The sequence below is a fragment of the Streptosporangium sp. CA-135522 genome, from assembly GCF_050949235.1.
GTDB lineage: Bacteria > Actinomycetota > Actinomycetes > Streptosporangiales > Streptosporangiaceae > Streptosporangium.
In genome coordinates this window covers 97,437-112,625 of the sequence record NZ_CP192027.1, presented here as the reverse complement: position 1 = coordinate 112,625, position 15,189 = coordinate 97,437, and the positions used below count along the sequence as shown (strand labels likewise).

Annotated in this window: 11 protein-coding genes and 3 pseudogenes; 5 read left to right on the top strand and 9 right to left on the bottom strand. The window is 67.7% G+C overall.

The window, feature by feature from the left end; all coding sequences use genetic code 11:
• Positions 1 to 160: 160 nt before the first annotated feature.
• On the bottom strand, positions 161 to 397 hold the full coding sequence (locus tag ACQPYK_RS48815) for a hypothetical protein (protein ID WP_433259672.1): 237 nt from the start codon (positions 395 to 397) through the stop codon (positions 161 to 163).
• 342 nt (positions 398 to 739) lie between these two features.
• Between ACQPYK_RS48815 and ACQPYK_RS48810 the strand changes: the two are divergent.
• Positions 740 to 862 (top strand): annotated as a pseudogene (locus ACQPYK_RS48810) (IS3-like element ISRhosp1 family transposase); the annotation flags it as partial.
• 225 nt (positions 863 to 1,087) lie between these two features.
• Here ACQPYK_RS48810 and ACQPYK_RS48805 read toward each other — a convergent pair.
• The 4 genes and pseudogenes from ACQPYK_RS48805 to ACQPYK_RS48790 form a co-directional block, all read right to left on the bottom strand.
• Positions 1,088 to 1,546: an AraC family transcriptional regulator gene (locus tag ACQPYK_RS48805; RefSeq protein ID WP_433259670.1), complete on the bottom strand. Its 459-nt coding sequence runs from the start codon at positions 1,544 to 1,546 to the stop codon at positions 1,088 to 1,090.
• A 113-nt stretch (positions 1,547 to 1,659) separates the two neighbouring features.
• Positions 1,660 to 1,933 (bottom strand): annotated as a pseudogene (locus ACQPYK_RS48800) (transposase); the annotation flags it as partial.
• Between the two features lie 34 nt (positions 1,934 to 1,967).
• Positions 1,968 to 3,135: pseudogene (locus tag ACQPYK_RS48795) on the bottom strand (IS110 family transposase).
• A gap of 340 nt (positions 3,136 to 3,475) precedes the next feature.
• Positions 3,476 to 4,648, bottom strand: a complete 1,173-nt coding sequence (locus ACQPYK_RS48790; protein ID WP_433259668.1) for a transposase — start codon at positions 4,646 to 4,648, stop codon at positions 3,476 to 3,478.
• 132 nt (positions 4,649 to 4,780) lie between these two features.
• On the opposite strand from ACQPYK_RS48790, the gene ACQPYK_RS48785 reads away from it, so the two are divergent.
• Complete coding sequence (locus ACQPYK_RS48785) at positions 4,781 to 5,290, top strand: hypothetical protein (RefSeq protein WP_433259666.1); 510 nt, start codon at positions 4,781 to 4,783, stop codon at positions 5,288 to 5,290.
• A 110-nt stretch (positions 5,291 to 5,400) separates the two neighbouring features.
• Entirely contained in the window at positions 5,401 to 5,901 is a 501-nt protein-coding gene (locus ACQPYK_RS48780) for an NUDIX domain-containing protein (RefSeq protein ID WP_433259664.1), read from the top strand.
• A gap of 8 nt (positions 5,902 to 5,909) precedes the next feature.
• Here the strand turns inward: ACQPYK_RS48780 and ACQPYK_RS48775 are convergent, their stop codons facing one another.
• Together ACQPYK_RS48775 and ACQPYK_RS48770 are read right to left on the bottom strand one after the other, a co-directional pair.
• Positions 5,910 to 6,662: a glycosyltransferase gene (locus ACQPYK_RS48775; RefSeq protein WP_433259662.1), complete on the bottom strand. Its 753-nt coding sequence runs from the start codon at positions 6,660 to 6,662 to the stop codon at positions 5,910 to 5,912.
• Entirely contained in the window at positions 6,659 to 6,994 is a 336-nt protein-coding gene (locus ACQPYK_RS48770) for a hypothetical protein (RefSeq protein WP_433259661.1), read from the bottom strand. Before ACQPYK_RS48770 ends, ACQPYK_RS48775 begins: the two co-directional genes overlap by 4 nt.
• A gap of 215 nt (positions 6,995 to 7,209) precedes the next feature.
• Between ACQPYK_RS48770 and ACQPYK_RS48765 the strand changes: the two genes are divergently transcribed.
• On the top strand, positions 7,210 to 7,848 hold the full coding sequence (locus tag ACQPYK_RS48765) for a transposase (RefSeq protein WP_433259659.1): 639 nt from the start codon (positions 7,210 to 7,212) through the stop codon (positions 7,846 to 7,848).
• A gap of 153 nt (positions 7,849 to 8,001) precedes the next feature.
• The gene (locus tag ACQPYK_RS48760; RefSeq protein WP_433259657.1) at positions 8,002 to 8,178 is read left to right on the top strand and encodes a hypothetical protein; all 177 of its coding nucleotides are present in this window, start codon (positions 8,002 to 8,004) and stop codon (positions 8,176 to 8,178) included.
• Positions 8,179 to 8,484: 306 nt separating this feature from the next.
• Here ACQPYK_RS48760 and ACQPYK_RS48755 read toward each other — a convergent pair whose 3' ends face one another.
• Together ACQPYK_RS48755 and ACQPYK_RS48750 are read right to left on the bottom strand one after the other, a co-directional pair.
• Complete coding sequence (locus ACQPYK_RS48755; protein WP_433259655.1) at positions 8,485 to 12,378, bottom strand: alpha-L-fucosidase; 3,894 nt, start codon at positions 12,376 to 12,378, stop codon at positions 8,485 to 8,487.
• 713 nt (positions 12,379 to 13,091) lie between these two features.
• Complete coding sequence (locus tag ACQPYK_RS48750; protein WP_433259653.1) at positions 13,092 to 15,140, bottom strand: alkaline phosphatase D family protein; 2,049 nt, start codon at positions 15,138 to 15,140, stop codon at positions 13,092 to 13,094.
• Between the last annotated feature and the right edge of the window lie 49 nt (positions 15,141 to 15,189).

Below are 15,189 nucleotides of genomic sequence, written 5' to 3'. Positions count from 1 at the left end.
CAGCCATTCCTTTTCGAGTGGGAGGCGCTCCGGTTTCCGAGTGCCACCGTAGCTCGTCATCGTCCGCTTGGATGTCCCTGCTGGCAGCCGTGCTCAACAGAAACTCAACATGTTCTCAACACAAGGCGCCCTACCTTCTCCACAGCCGAGCACCACGTGCTCATCGGGAGAAGGAAGGAAGCAACATGAAGGCCATGACGAAGATCAGCGCCGTTGTCGCGGCGGGGGCGTTCTCGCTGGTGCTGGCGGGAGGGCCGAGTGCGTCAGCGCAGAGCGCCGCATCGCCCGTCACAGCGGCATCCATCGCCTCGGCATCCGTGACCTCGGGCGTCCAGGTCAGCTCGCCGATGCCCAGCATCAAATGGCTCTGCGGGAAGCCGATCGTGAAAAAGTTCATCCCTGCCTGCTCGCACGGGAAGTGGGAGCCGGTAACGATCAAGAAGATGCGCTGCCTTCAGGGCCACGCGCCGTATGTGGGGTTTACCGGCATGTCGAAGCTCACGTACTGGGCGATGAAGTGCTTCAAAACCAACGAATGGCAGAAGTGGTAGCACCTCTCTGCGCTCCACGATCGCTTCTGCCGGCATCCAGCTCGGGGTGAGTGCGGCCCCGGAAGAGCTCGGCCGACGTGACGCATTCGAGGGATCGTTGCAACACGGTGGTCAGTGGTCGGCGGCGAGAAGCCCGGCCAGACGCTCGGCCGGGGTATCCCAGCCGAGCGTCTTTCATGCTCTGGTGCCGCGTTGTCGGTTGGGCCACCGCCGACCATCTACGCACCGAGTTCGTGACTGAGGCACTGCACATGGCGTGGTCGCGCCACCTCACCGGGTCGGTGATCTTCCACTCGGATCGTGGCTGTCAGGGCGGATTCAACTGGTCGTCGTGACACCTCGATCGTGCAGGAGGATGTTGTGGCGCAGGGAAGGGTTCCGGTAGCAATGAAGAAATCTTTAACGAATATGCAGGCTGGGGTACCTGTGACGCTTTCGAGCACAGCCTGGAAGGCAGACCGCTGACCCACATATCCGTTGTTTCCTGCGTCGTTACTACCGGGATCCCCGCCAGGGCCAGTCGCCGGCTCTGCGGGTCACAGGACGGGGACGCAGATCTCGCAGAGGTGCTGGGCGAGCAGGCGGGGGCGGTAGCGTTCGAGGACGGGGCGGGTGGCATCGAAAGTGAGGCCCTGGGCGGTGAGGTCGTCGAACAGGCTGGCCCAGGCGTGTGCGAGGCCCTCAGGGGTGTGGGCGGTAGTGAGGACCGCGTGGCGGCCGCCGGCGAGGTGGGTTTCCCGGACCTCGGGGTGACGGACCTCGGGGTGACGGACTTCGGCGTCGTCGGGCAGGACGAGGCAGGTGTCGTAGCGGCAGTCGCGGGACGGAGTGCGAGCGGGGTCGTCGCGGGCGATGCCCAGGACGGCGGAGTCGGTGCGCAGCAGGCTGTTCGCAGTGGCCCAGGATTTGAGCTCTTCCATCTGGATTCCGTTTGTCTCTCCATAGGGGCCAGTGCGCCTGAGATAGGCGATGCGGGATTCCGGGATTTCTTCCATCGTGAACACATTTTCCTCCTCGGTTCGGGCGGTATGGAAATAGTAGCAAGATATAAAATTCTTTTCGGTGGATTTTGAAAGGCGGGACTATTAGAGAGCTTTAAAGGCTGAGGTTAGGGCGGGCGGAAGTCCAGCCTGGTCGGCGATGAACGCGGTGATTAGGGCGGGTCGGTGCTGCATTCATTTGAGCCGGTTTTTCACCGTGTGGGCGAGCTGGTCGGCGGTGTGGACAACGAGGTTGGCCAGGGACTTCTTCATGTGGGCCCAGAGCGCCTCGACGGGGTTGAACTCCGAGGTGTAGGCAGGCAGATGGAACACCGTCAACCAGGGACGGGCGGCGACCAAGGCCTTCATCTGCGCCGACACATGGGTGTTGGGGGCAGACCAAGTACGCCGGAAAGACATCCCAGGAGTTTTGATGTCAAGCAGCAAGTTCCGCTTGATGTGACCAGGCGGTCACCTCGTCGTAGAGGGTGCCGGTCTTGAGACAGCCGTGCAGGATGCCAACAAGCCGGTTGGCGACCTGGCGAAGGGCGGCGTTGTAGTCGGCGTCGCGGGCGCGTTGCTTGTCGTAGTAGGCGCGTGCGCCGGGCGAGACGCTGATCGCTGTGGACGCCTGGGCGATGAGCGCGTCGATGAGCCGATCATTATGGACAAACCGGGCGATGACGACCTTCTTCTTGCCGGAGGCCCGGGTAATGGGGCTGGTGCCGGCGTAGTTCTTGCGAGCCTTGGCGCAGGCATAGCGGTTGGGGTCGTCGCCGAACTCCGCGAGCACCCGGGCACCGAGGATCGCTCCCAGGCCGGGCTGAGAGAGGATGATCTCAGCGGCCGGGTGCCGGCCAAAATGGGCCTCGACCTCCTTGCGCATGGCCGTGATCTGCTCGTTCAGTGTCAGCAAGACAGCGGTCAGGGCACGTATCGAGGCCGCGTAGGCAGCGGTGAGCGCAGGAGGCTGACCCAGGTGCCGGGTTCGCAGGGCGGCCTGGATCTGTACGGCTTTGTCGGCCACGTTATGGCGGCGAGCCCGCTTGAGCACCGCGCTGATCTGCCCGATGGTCAGCTTCGCCGCCGATGCCGGATCCGGTGCCTTGGCCAGCAGCTCCAGCGTGTCCGGCGCGTCCAGGTCCCCGAACGCCGTCAGGGCGGCGGGGAAGTAGTCCCACAGCGCGTGCCGCAGCCGCTGGGTTTGCCGGACGCGTTCCCAGATCAGCGTCTTGTGCATCCGGGTCACGACCTTGACCGCCTCGGCCTGGTCGCTGTCTCCCGCGATGGGGCGCAGCTGGTGGGAGTCGGTGCGGACCATGTCGGCGAGCATGTGCGCGTCCGCGGCATCGCTCTTGGCGCCCGACACGCCCAGCCGTTCCCGATAGCGGGCCGCCTGCAGCGGGTTCACCGCCGGCACCCTGTATCCGGCGGCCATCAGCGCCCGCACCCACGGACCGCGGTCGGTCTCGATCCCGACCACGACCTCGACATCCTCCTGCGAGGTCACCCACCTGCTCGGCGATCATCGCGTGCAGCCGGGTCATCCCCGCCGCGCCCTCCGGCAGCCGCGCCTTGGCCAACCGCCGCCCCGAAGCGTCCATCACCTCGACATCATGATGCGCCTCGGCCCAGTCATCTCCCACGAACAGTCGCAACGTCTCTCCCGTCCCCGATATCGCTGGTCAGCAGCCTGCGGGAGAACCATCAGCGACCTAATGAAGCAGTGCTCACGCCTTGATCAGGCGGGCACGACATCCCAGCAGTGATCAACTCTCCCGGCCGACCGGCAGGGGCACGATCTTTCCGCAGGACTCGAAGTCCAGGGGCAATAAGTGCTCACCTGCCGGCGGCTACCAGGCACCGAGTCTGCCGGACGGCGACTCGCTAACACTCATTAGGGACAATAGGGCTGGTCAGCGGTATCTTGCGTGGTAAGGCTCGTCATGAGTTGCGCGGATACGCCTCTTCTGGTGTCGCCCCAAAGCAGGTAGACAAAACGGCGTCGGCGGCGACGAGGCTCGGGATCGGGCGGCCCCAGATCCAGGGGCGGGCGCGGGTGTTGAGCTGCCTGGTCGCCACGGCGGTGGCGTAGGCGATCTCATCAGGGTCGGCGAAGGTCTGTCCGGCCAGGGCTTGGCGGCGGAAGATGCGCCACCATGCTTCTTGCAGGTTGAGCCAGCAAGCACCCTTGGGAATGAACACCTGCTGGATTCGTGGATGCTCGGTGAGCCATTGACGGGTGGAGACGCTGTTGTAGCTGGAAAGATTATCGGTGATCACCGTGATCGTGCCGGTTGGGTTGCTCTTCTCCAGCAGGGCCAGGAAACGCTGCCAGCCGATACTGTTGCGCGAGGGAGCGCACATGGTGACCGCGTGACCGTCGGCGACGCGCAGGCCGCCGTACACCCAGGTCTTCTCCGGCTCGCGACTGTATTCCAAAGCATCTTTGATCCGCCGGCCGTCGGCGCTCCAGCCAGGCGCGGACTCAAAGGTGCGGGGAAGGACGGGGCCCAGCTCGTCGGCGGCCACCACCGTCACTCCCGGCGGCGGGCAGGGGTAGAGGGCAACAAGGCGGGTTCTTTTGGGGCGAACTCCGGGTCGTGGCTGCCGGCCCAGGAGCGGGTGCGGCGCCAGCGCACCCCCTCGGCCAGCAGGATCCGTCGCACCTGCGAGCGCGCCACCACCCTGACCCAGCCCGTGGACGGCCTGGGTCAGGGTGTCCAGCGTCCAGCTACCCGGCCCGGCCTCATCGGCCGCGGACAGTTCACCGGTCGCCTGATCGCGTACCGGCCGGCCCGGCGGCGAGGTGCGGGCCAGCGCGATGATCTGTGAGCGCTCGGCTTCGCTGATCCGCCGTTTACGGCCGGCACCAGGGCGATCTCCCAATCCGTCCAGACCTTCGGCGTTGAAGCGCGTCAGCCGGTAGCGCACCGTCTTCTCCGCACAGCCGAGCTCGCGGGCGATCTGCGGCACTCGCAGTCGCTCCCAGCTCAACGCGATGATCTGAGCTCTACGGATCCAGTCGGCCGGAGCGTGCCGGGCACCGGCCAGTTTGCAGATCTTGCGTTCCTCGATCGGGTCCTTCGGCGCCCGCGCGAACAGGAGCTTCGGCACTGCCTCACCGCCCGTCAACGACCTGCTGGGCCCTGATCGTACGTCTAATCTTGCTGCCCAAAAAGGAACGAAGCACCGTTCCAGACCGCACACAAGCGGCTGTTGCGGCTGCCCGTCGCCTTGGCTCGGCGCGTGGATGCGGCGGGGGTGGAGAAGCTGGCGGCGCGGCGCAACAAGGCGGCCGACGCCTACGACAGGACGCTGGCGCGCGCCGCCGCCCAGTACCGGACGGCCTTGGACGCCCAGGCCGAGGAGCTGGCGGCGCTGTACCGGCAGGAGTGCGTGCGGTACGCGCTGACGGCGACGGCGGTGGTGGCCGCCATTGCGGCCGGAACGGATCCGGTGGTCGTACTCGACGTCGACGTCGCTCAGGTGAGCGAGTGGCCATGGTTGCCGGAGGCGCCCGTCACTGGGCTGACCGAGATCGATGCCGGACTGGCCCAGCGATGGAGGCACGCCGCCGGAGCGTCGCAGCCGCGTCGCAGCCGAAAACGCCCACCACCGGTGGAGCTCAACCCGGATGGGCTGGAGACACGGCTCGCCGCCTACGCCGGATCCCTGGCGGAGCTGGTCAAGGACGGCAAGCTAGCCCGGCTGATGCTGCGCGCACCCCGGCAGGCAGAGCCTGTGAATCATTCCTGAACGCGGCGAAACAGCCGGGAGGCTGCGACGGATGCAGTCTCCCGGCCGGTTTCTCCAGGGTGGTCTGATTCCCGCCCGCGGGTATCGGCCGATCGTTAGGCTCTGGCGGCGTGGCTGAGACGACTTACTTTTGGCACGAGGCTCCCGTGCCCGCCGACCTTCCGATCGTCCAGGTGTACGGCTACCTGCTGTGCCCCGAGACGGCGCGCGTTCTGATCCAGGAGTATCACGGCGAGTTCAACCTGCCCGGCGGCGGCCCGGAGCCCGAAGACGCCGACGTGGCGGCGACGCTGGTGCGGGAAGCCATGGAGGAAAGCCAGGTCGTCGTCGTCGACCCGGTCTACCTCGGATATCAGGAGGTACACGAGAGCGGCCAGGAGCCGTACGCGCAGGTGCGCATGACGGGGCTGATCGCCGAGTTCGCCGAGCGCTACCCCGATCCTGATGGCGGGCGGCTCCGCCGGCGGCTGATGGCCACCCTCGCCGACGTCCCGAACATCCTCGGCTGGGGTGAGCCCGCTGTGGCGCAGGCCAAGGCAACCGCGCGGGTCGCCGAGCAAGCGTGGCGCCTGCCGGTCGACTCGCCTGCCCTGGCCGGGTACGTGGACTGACGTCGCGCTCACCTCGCGGGTCGAGGTGAGCGCCCACGGGGCGTGCCGGTGCAGAAAGGCGCGCACGGCCATGTCGTAGCTGTAGCGGGTCGAGGCCAGGCGGCGCCCAGCCGCCCGTAGGCGGGCCCGCTCCATGGGGGTGACCGGGTCAGGGCTCTGGCGATGGCGGCGGCCAGCGACGAGGGATCACAGGGCTGCGCCGGGAATCCCGTCTGGTCGGTGACCAGCTCGGCCAGGCCGCCGGCGGTGGTGGCCACCGTGGTCGCTCCGGCGACGAACGCTTCCAACGGGATGAGGCCGAACGGCTCGACCCGGGAGGGGAGCACCACGGTGGCCAGGGCCGGGTGGATGAGCAGGCTCCGCAGCCGGGGATCGAACCGGTTGATCAGGGTCGCGTTCACCTCCCCCTTCGTGATCCGGGCGGCGAGGTAGCGCTGGTAGGGCGTCAGGTGCGGGTCGTCGGTCACTGCAGCGATCACGGCGTGCGGAAGCCGGAGGCCAGAGTCGGCGAGCATGACGAGAACGTTCAGTAGATCCTCGAATCCCTTGTAGGACACCGCCCGCCCCATCGCCAGCAGCAACCCCGAACGCGCTGCTTTCGGTAGGAGCTGAAGGTCTGGTGGGGCGATGTGCTGCCAGTCGGTGATGGTGAGCCCGTTCCGTAGGTCACACAGCGAGTCCGGCGGGAGCTGATAGTCCTCGACCAGATGGGTGCGCATGTGGGCGGAGATCACCGCGACGTCGCCGCCAGCCGCGCTCACCGTGTGCAGGCCGTCGCGTTCCCACCGGATCCGGGCGTCGTCAGGGTGTGCAGCGCGGCCGTGGAGTGCGCGACGGCCACCAGGTGGCGGCGGGCAGCGGCGGGCAGATGCTCGGCCAGGCCGTAGAAGGGGCAGTCGAACGGGAGGACCAGTAGCGGGCCGGCGTCTGGCAGCACCTCCCGGACGATGGCGTCGCCGCCGGCGGCGCACACGTGCCGGAACGCGGCCAGATTCCCGAACCGGGTGTGGCCGCCGGTCCCGTTGTCCAACGGGATGATCTCGCCGCTGACCCGGGTGACGAGGTCGTGCATCTGCTGGTTGTCGGCGATCACGCAATTGGGTTCTTGGTCGCTCTCTGGGGAGCGGTGACTGTCCGCAATCCAGGCCGTCACCTTGAGCCGGCTCCGTTGAGTGGAGCGAGCGGCGATCGGTGGCTCAATTCCTTGAAAGTCGCGATCACATAACGCGGTGCGCATGGCTGCGGTCGTTCCGTCACGATCTGGATCACCACGATCTGATCATCCGGAACGACCGCAGAGGGGTCATTGTGCCGCTTGACCTGTCCAACGACCAGGTCTGCCTCCTGGCAACTCTATTTCCACAGCTCAACGGCCTGGCCGTGAAACGGATGGAGGACCAGGGTCAGGGGATGCGCATCGTCGCGCGCACGCGTGCCGAGGAGGCCGAGCGCCGTGGGTGCGGCCGGGCCTCGTCTCGGGTGCACGACCGGTATCGGCGACGGTTGCAGGACTTGTCCTGCGGTGGGCGTCCGGTGATGATCGAGCTTGAGGTTCGCCGGTTCGTCTGCAGAAACACCGACTGCCCGGTTACCACGTTCGCCGAGCAGGTGAACGGGCTGACCGAACGGCACCAGAGCAGCGCCCCCTACCCCAGCGACCTGTCCAACGCCCGCTGGGCGCCCGTCGAGCCGGTGCTGAGCGCCTGGCGCGCCGACCGCCGCGGCAAAGGCCTGGACATCGGGCGGCCGTGTGAACATGACCTGCGCGCCATCATGAACGCCACCCTCTACCTCGACCGCACCGGCATCGGCCGACGCTACCTCCCCCACGAGTACCCGCCCCGGCAGAGCGTCTACGCACTCCTTCGCCCACTGGCAGAACGACGGCGTCTTCACCCAGCTCAACGGTCTGCTACGGCGTCTGGCCCGCACCGCACAAGGCCATGACCCCGACCCCACGGCCTGCGTCATCGACGCCCAGAGCGTCAAGACCTCCGCCAACATCCCCGCCGCCGGCCAGGGCTACGACGCGGGCAAGAAGATCGCCGGCCGCAAGCGCAGCATCACCCGCCGACACCCTCGCACCTGCTGATCGCGGTCATGGTCACCGCCGCCGGCGTCTCTGATGGCGGCGCCGGCCTGCCCCTGCTGACCCAGGCCGCCGCAGACAACCCGACGATCACCAAGGCCTGGGCCGACAGCGCCTACCGCATCAAAGTCATCGAAGGCGGCGGACGACTTCGACATCGATGCCCAAAGCGGCGCCGCCTTCGATGAGAAGTTCGTAATTGATCGCCGGTTATACATCTCGCCAGGTTGGGGTGGTTTCGCCGATGATGCACCGGGTAAGGATGTTGATCCACACGATGCGGATCATGGCCGCGGCGAAGGAGCGAGGCCGGTGATCGATCAACGCGAGGGGCCACGTGTGGCTTCAAATTCCGGACTGGTCCGACGCCGGTGCCAGCTTCGGCTACGTCACCGACCTCTGGAACTTCCGCGTAGCGAAGCCCAGGAACACGACGAAGGGCTCGTGCCGGGTTGTCGTCCCGCACGAGCCCGTTCGTCGGTTTGGGAGTTGAGTCAGCGAACGTTCCACCGTTGAGCGGCTGCGGTGGAGCAGTCGGCGAGGCGGATGATCGTGTAGTTGTCGATGTTGTTGTTCGTGGGTGCCATGCACTTGCCGGTGGTAGCGCTGGAGATGTGGCCGTCTCTGCGGAAGGTCCACTTCTGGTTCTCGGCGCCGGTGCACAGGGCGGTGAGGATCGTGCCGGTGGAGGAGGGTTCAAGGCAGCGGTCGCCGTAGACGCTGAGCTCGGCGGTGGCGGTTCGGGTGAACACCTGGTTGGCGCCGGTGGCGCACTGGTCCAGGATCAGGCTCGCGCCCGGGCTCCGGTTGTCCCCCTGGACGTCGAGGCAGCGGCCGGAGTTCGGGTTGCCCAGCCGACCCGCGACGCCGACCCGCGGTTCGGGCGACGGGATCAGGGCGAGCGGCGTGGCGCGCAATGCGTTATACCACACGGCCGTCATCTTCTCGTAGCCGGCGGCGTTCGGGTGGACTCCGTCCTCGAGGTCGGCGGTGGTCAGTGCCGAGTACATGTCGACCAGGTGAACGTGGTAACCCGCCTGCACCTTCTGCTGCACGACCCCGGGCACCGCGGCGTTGTAGGCCCGGACGCGCGCGTCCACCGCCGGGTCCTTCGCGGGAGTGATCTGCGCGACGAACAACTCGACGTCCGGGTTGACGCCGAGGATCTTGTCGAGGAGGGCCGAGAGGCGCGCGGGGGCATTGGGGAGGTCCTCTTGGAAGTAGACGTCGTTTGTGCCGATATGCAGCAAGGCGGTATTCGGCGCGGCCGCCCGCATCCACGGCACGATGCTCTCGGCGATCTGGTGGATGCGGTAGCCCGGGTGACCCTCGTTGTCCTTGTCGCCGAGCGCGGGCGGCCCGTAGGACACCGAGCCGACGAAGTCCACGGCGGTGCCGTCCTGGGTGAACTTCTGCCACAGCCCGAGGCGGTAGCCGGCACGGTAGGTAATCGAGTCGCCCACAGGCATGATCCTGACCGCGGCAGTCGACTGCGCCTGTGCGTTGCGGTACAGGGCGAGGGTCGCCAGGTTGATCTGGCCGCGGGTCTGGGTGACAGACAGCCGGAACCGCTGCGCGGTGACGGTCTGGGTCATGGGCAGGATCCGCTTGATCCCGATGGTGAGAAGTTGCTCTCCGCTCGGAACGGGGACAGGCAGCCAGGCGCCTGTGTTGTCCTGATATTCCATCTTGAAGGAGTCGACCTGCTGGCCTTGGCGGATGTCCTCGGCCAGCACCACGCTGTCGACCTGCTGCGCGCTGCCCAGATCAACGGTCAGCGCTGCGGGGTTGGCGTTGGTGGTGCGCCAGGATGTGTCGTACGAGCCGTCCACCGCGTTGGCCGGGGCGGAGTCGGCGGCGGTGCTCGTGGCGGTGACCGTGGCGTTGGTGGCGACATTCACGCTGTAGCGGCGCTGCAGCTCGGTGCGCCATTCGGCCAGTCTGGCGACATCGGCCGCGTTGATCTTACCGGTCCGGTCGGGTGGGATGTTGAGCAGCAGCACCGCGTTGCGGCCGACGGTCTTGTGGTAAATGTCCGTCAGCTTGGCGACGTCCTTCAGCTGGCTGTCCTGGCTCGCGTGGTAGAACCAGCCGGGCCGGATGCTGACATCGGCCTCGGCGGGGAGCCAGGTGAGCTGGGTGGCGTTGCGGTAGAGGTCGAGGACTGTGCGGCTGCCCTGGTCGGGGGCGTTGTACGGGACGACGGTGTTGGGCTTGCCGCCGGGGACTCCGGTGGTGGGTAGCACGGACCACTCGTTGGTACGGGCGACGCCACCCTCGTTGCCGACCCAGCGGACGTCGGGACCGACGTTCGCGATCACGGCCTGCGGGGCGAGGGAGCGGATGAGGCTGAACCAGCTGTCGAGGTCGTACTTCTCGGCGCTGTCGGCCGGTATGCGCCCGTTGGAGCCGTCGAACCAGACTTCGTCGATCTGGCCGTACTGGGTGAGCACCTCGTAGAGTTGGTTGAGCATGTAGGCGCCGTAGTCGGTCGCCTTCAGGGTGAAAGTCGGCAGGTCCCGGCCCCGACGGTCGTCACCGGGCACCAGGGTGGGGATGGTGCGGTCGGTGCGGGCGCTGCCATTGTGGTAGATGCCGGTGCCGTTGGCCCAAGCGTTCTCGTCGGCGGGCGAGACGTAGACGCCCACCTTCAGACCGTACTTGTGCATGGAGTCGGCGAACTTTCGCACAACGTCGCCAGTGCCGTTCTGCCAGCTGCTGGAGGCGACGTCGTGGGTGGTGTAGCGGGAGGGGTAGAGGACGAAGCCATCGTGATGCTTGACCGTCAGGATGGCGCTGGCGAAACCGGAGTTCTTGAGGGTCTGGGCCCACTGGTCGGTGTCGAGTGTGGTGGGCTGGAAGAGGTCGGGGTCCTCGTCGCCGTAGCCCCATTCGAGGTCGGTGTAGGTGTTCACGCCGAAGTGCAGGAAGGCGACCCTTTCGTTGCGTGCCCAGGCGAACTGGCTGGCGGTGGGGCGCACCTTGCTCGCCTTGGCCACCTTGCTCTCGGTGCACTCGTTGGGCACTAGCGGGATGCGGGGACCGGGCGTCACGGGGGTGGTGTCGGTCACGCACGGTGCGGAGTTCACCAGAAGCGAGTTGCTGAACGGGCCGGTGTACGTGGTGTAGTTGGCTTGGGTGATGGTGCCCTTGAGGCCGCGGGAGAGCGCGCTGGGATGGACGTCGTTGCCGATGCCCATATCGGCGGCGGATCTGCTGTTGCGGCCCGCGGCGCCGCTGATGGAGGTCGCGGTACCGACTGCGGCGCCGTCGAGGAAGGCGCGGATCATCGCGCCATTGGAGGTGCGCTCGTAGGCGAGGGCGACGGCGTGCTCGGTGCCGGCGGAGGGTGCCGCGACCGTGACCTTGGCATGGCCTCCGGCGTAGGCGAAGCCGTACTCGAGGTGGGTGGCGTCGGCGTAGCGGAGGTAGATGTTGCCGCCGGCGGCCAGCACGGTGGTCAGGGCGGACTGGGTGACTCCAGAGGCCGGAATGTATTTGCCCTCCAGCACCATGCTGGTGTCGACGGTGGCGCCGGTCAGCGCGCCGGACGCGGGCTGGAAGGACAGGCCCTGGGTGCCGCCGGCCAGCTGCACGCCTCCGCCGGCCGGGTCCAGGGTTTCGCCGCCGGTACGGCGGCTGAGAGTGCCGTTCACCGTCTCGCCTGAGGCAGAGGTGTAGACGTTACCCTGCGAGAACGAGCCGCCGAAGCGGGAGCGCACGGCGACCGAGGAGGTGGGGGGTAGCTCGTTGGGCGGAATCGCGCCGGCGGGGAAGGTCGTGTAGGCGGCTTGGGTGATGGTGCCCTTGAGGCCGCGGGAGAGCGCGCTGGGATGGACGTCGTTGCCGATGCCCATATCGGCGGCGGATCTGCTGTTGCGGCCCGCGGCGCCGCTGATGGAGGTCGCGGTACCGACTGCGGCGCCGTCGAGGAAGGCGCGGATCATCGCGCCATTGGAGGTGCGCTCGTAGGCGAGGGCGACGGCGTGCTCGGTGCCGGCGGAGGGTGCCGCGACCGTGACCTTGGCATGGCCTCCGGCGTAGGCGAAGCCGTACTCGAGGTGGGTGGCGTCGGCGTAGCGGAGGTAGATGTTGCCGCCGGCGGCCAGCACGGTGGTCAGGGCGGACTGGGTGACTCCAGAGGCCGGAATGTATTTGCCCTCCAGCACCATGCTGGTGTCGACGGTGGCGCCGGTCAGCGCGCCGGACGCGGGCTGGAAGGACAGGCCCTGGGTGCCGCCGGCCAGCTGCACGCCTCCGCCGGCCGGGTCCAGGGTTTCGCCGCCGGTACGGCGGCTGAGAGTGCCGTTCACCGTCTCGCCTGAGGCAGAGGTGTAGACGTTACCCTGCGAGAACGAGCCGCCGAAACGGAGCTGGAGCTTCGGCATCTCGGCTGCTTGTCCCGGTGCGGCGAGTGGGACCGCGACCATCGCGGCGGCAAGGGCCGTAACGGCGAGCCAGCTTCTTAAATGGGGACGCATGCTTTGTTCCGCCTTTCCTGACGGAGTCGGAAGCAGCGGTCCCGGGGTGGGCCGACGCCGAGCGTCGATCCCAAAGCCCGTGAACCCGCTTCACCGGGCCGGTCTGGGTGAAACCGGAGGAGATATTGGTTGATTTGGGCAAGGCCCGCATCAATCCCTGTCACAGCAGTGAGGTTGAAGCTGAGGGCGGCCTTGTTCGGATGAATGCCGGGAGGGCGGGACGGCGTCTCACAGCGCGAAGGGAAAGCGACCCGGAATCACCGTTTAACAGCCGCCAACGTCGGTGGGACCGAGGGGCGAGGCTTCGCCCTCCGGTCAGTGCCCCTGAGGCAGGGAAGGCTCGCAGCCTGCGGGGTGGTTCCGACAGGGAGGACAGCGCGGAGCGTGCGCCTGCGGATCGCGGATATCCGCAGGCATTGCGCTCGCAGCCGTTCCGCTTTGTTCACCGCGACCTTCCTGTGGAATGGGAACGAGCGCCCATCACGAGCCTACGGGTGGCAGCGCCGACCAAGGACGGGCGGCTCAGCTGATCGCAGGCTGCGCAGTGGACGGTAGGCCGGGCCTGCGGCAGCCGGACGGGCCGAGGCGGATCCAGCGGGAACGGTCGACGACGTGGATGGTCAGGCGTAGTCCATGTCGGTGGCGGTGCGGCGGACCTCGAACAGGCGGCGGCCTTCGCGGTTGATCCACGTGGCGGTGAGGGTGGCGGGGGTGACGGTGGTGTCCGCGACGAGCTTGAGGAACACGTGGGGCTCGACGGCGCTGTGGACGAGGCTGGGGTTGGGGATGTTGAAGCTGGGGATGGTGTAGTCGTGTAAGGGGCTGACGATGTACTGCCAGAGGTCGTAGCCGACGCGCGGGCCGTAGTTCAACGCGCGGGAGACGTGGATGTCGCCGCCGATGAGGAAGACGCCCGGGATGCGCTCGGCGGCGACGAAGTCGAGGATCGCGTCCTTCTCGTGGGCGTAGGTGCCCCAGTCGTCGGTCTCGGCGTTGCCCTTGTCGTCCCAGATCATGCCGGAGGCGAGGGCTTTGAAGGTGGCGGTGCTGGCGCGCAGCCGGCCGCGCAGCCATTCCCATTGGACGCGGCCCAGGCAGGTGGGCTTGGCGGGGTCGGCCCAGCTGGGTTCGGTGCGGCTGAACCAGCGGGGGTCGAGCAGGAAGACTTCCAGCGGGCCGCGCCGGAAGGACGTGTAGACGCCTTGGCCGTCGCTGCGGGTGGTGAGCTGGGTGCCGTCGGAGGCGTGACCGAAGGTGGCGTTGGCGCGGTAGTCGACGAAGGCGGTGCGGGTGTTGCGTTTGCCCGGAAAGTTGCCGTCAGTGTTGTTGCCGCCGAAGTCGTGGTCGTCCCAGGTGCCCCAGATCGGCATGGTCCGGATCATGCGGGCGATCTCGGGCTGGACCAGGAAGTTGCGGTGCTTGGTCTGGGCCACGGTGAGGTCGCGCGAGTCGACGTACGGGGTGTCGCCGAGCATGACGAAGCTGTCGCAGCCCTCGTCCACGATCCGCGTCCACACGGCGTTCGGAGTGGACGGTGCGCAGGAGCCCATGCCCATCGTGACCTTCGCGGGCGTGCCGGCCGCGGGCGCGGTGGTGAACGAACCGGTCAGCGGGGTGAAGCCGGGCGCGCCGACCTTCGGCTGGAGGGTGAAGTCGTGGCGCGTCCCCGCCTGGAGGCCGGGAATGGAGACCAGAATCGTGCTGTCGTTCGCGGTGGACAGCGTGGCCGGAACGGTCTTGGTCGCCCCGGACGCGGTGCGCACGGTGCACACCCAGGCCGAGTACGCGGTCGGGTCGAGCCCGGGGCGTGCCCAAACGCGTGCGGTCGTCTCGTCCACGTGGCCGACCAGGGGGCCTGCGGCGGGCTGACGCGTCGGCATCGGCGTCGGCACCACCTCGGGTGCGGTGCCCGCGCGCACCCGCTGGACGTAGCCCGCGACGGCCTGGAAGAACGCGACGCTGTCCTCGATGGCGGAGGCAGGCTGGATCGGCGTGCCCGACGCCGAGAAGCACTTGTCCACGGTCAGGCTAGCGACCAGGAAGCGGCCGGTACCGTGCGCGGCTTCCAGCAGACACGTCGGGAAGTTGGTGGTGTCGCACGCCATGAGCACGCGCATGGACTGCCAGGAGCCGATCGACTCCCAGCTGACCGGGTGCGCCGTCAGGCGGCCGGTGAACAGCCGTCCGCTGACCGTGCGCAGGCCCGTGACCAACGGGTGGTCAGTGGCGACCGGGTACACCGTGGAGTAGTCGCTGTCCGTGCGCACCGCCGCCAGCCCGGACGGTAAGTACGCCACCGGCGCGCCGAACTGGTCGGACTGGGCCATGTCGAGCACGACCCGACCGCCGGCGACGAACGTCCGCAGGGACTCGGCGTGGTCGGTGGTGTAGCGGGTGTAGCGCGAGTCGTTGTTAGTGAAGCTGCCGAACGCGATCAGGTCAGCGTTCTGCTCGGTCGCGGGGCGGGTGAGGTCCAGCGGCGCCACGGTGAAACCCGCGCGCCGCAATAACTCCGCGAGACCGGTGGCCGAGGTCCACCGGTCGGTGAACTCCAGCACCAGCGCATGGGGACCGGCCTGTGCGGCGGCCGTCGGTGTGCCGGTGGCCGTCAGCGCGGCCGCCATGCTCCCGACCAGAAACGACCTGCGGTGGATTCCGTCGTTTGACATATCGTCCTCCTATGGCGGGAGCTGTGACAGACCGGCTCGGTCTCACCGG

Coding starts and splice junctions, on each gene's coding strand:
- ACQPYK_RS48815 (WP_433259672.1), bottom strand. CDS start 397: ATGAACTTTTTCACGATCGGCTTCCCGCAGAGCCATTTGATGCTGGGC.
- ACQPYK_RS48805 (WP_433259670.1), bottom strand. CDS start 1,546: ATGGAAGAAATCCCGGAATCCCGCATCGCCTATCTCAGGCGCACTGGC.
- ACQPYK_RS48760 (WP_433259657.1), top strand. CDS start 8,002: ATGGTCACCGCCGCCGGCGTCTCTGATGGCGGCGCCGGCCTGCCCCTG.
- ACQPYK_RS48750 (WP_433259653.1), bottom strand. CDS start 15,140: ATGTCAAACGACGGAATCCACCGCAGGTCGTTTCTGGTCGGGAGCATG.
- ACQPYK_RS48755 (WP_433259655.1), bottom strand. CDS start 12,378: ATGCCGAAGCTCCAGCTCCGTTTCGGCGGCTCGTTCTCGCAGGGTAAC.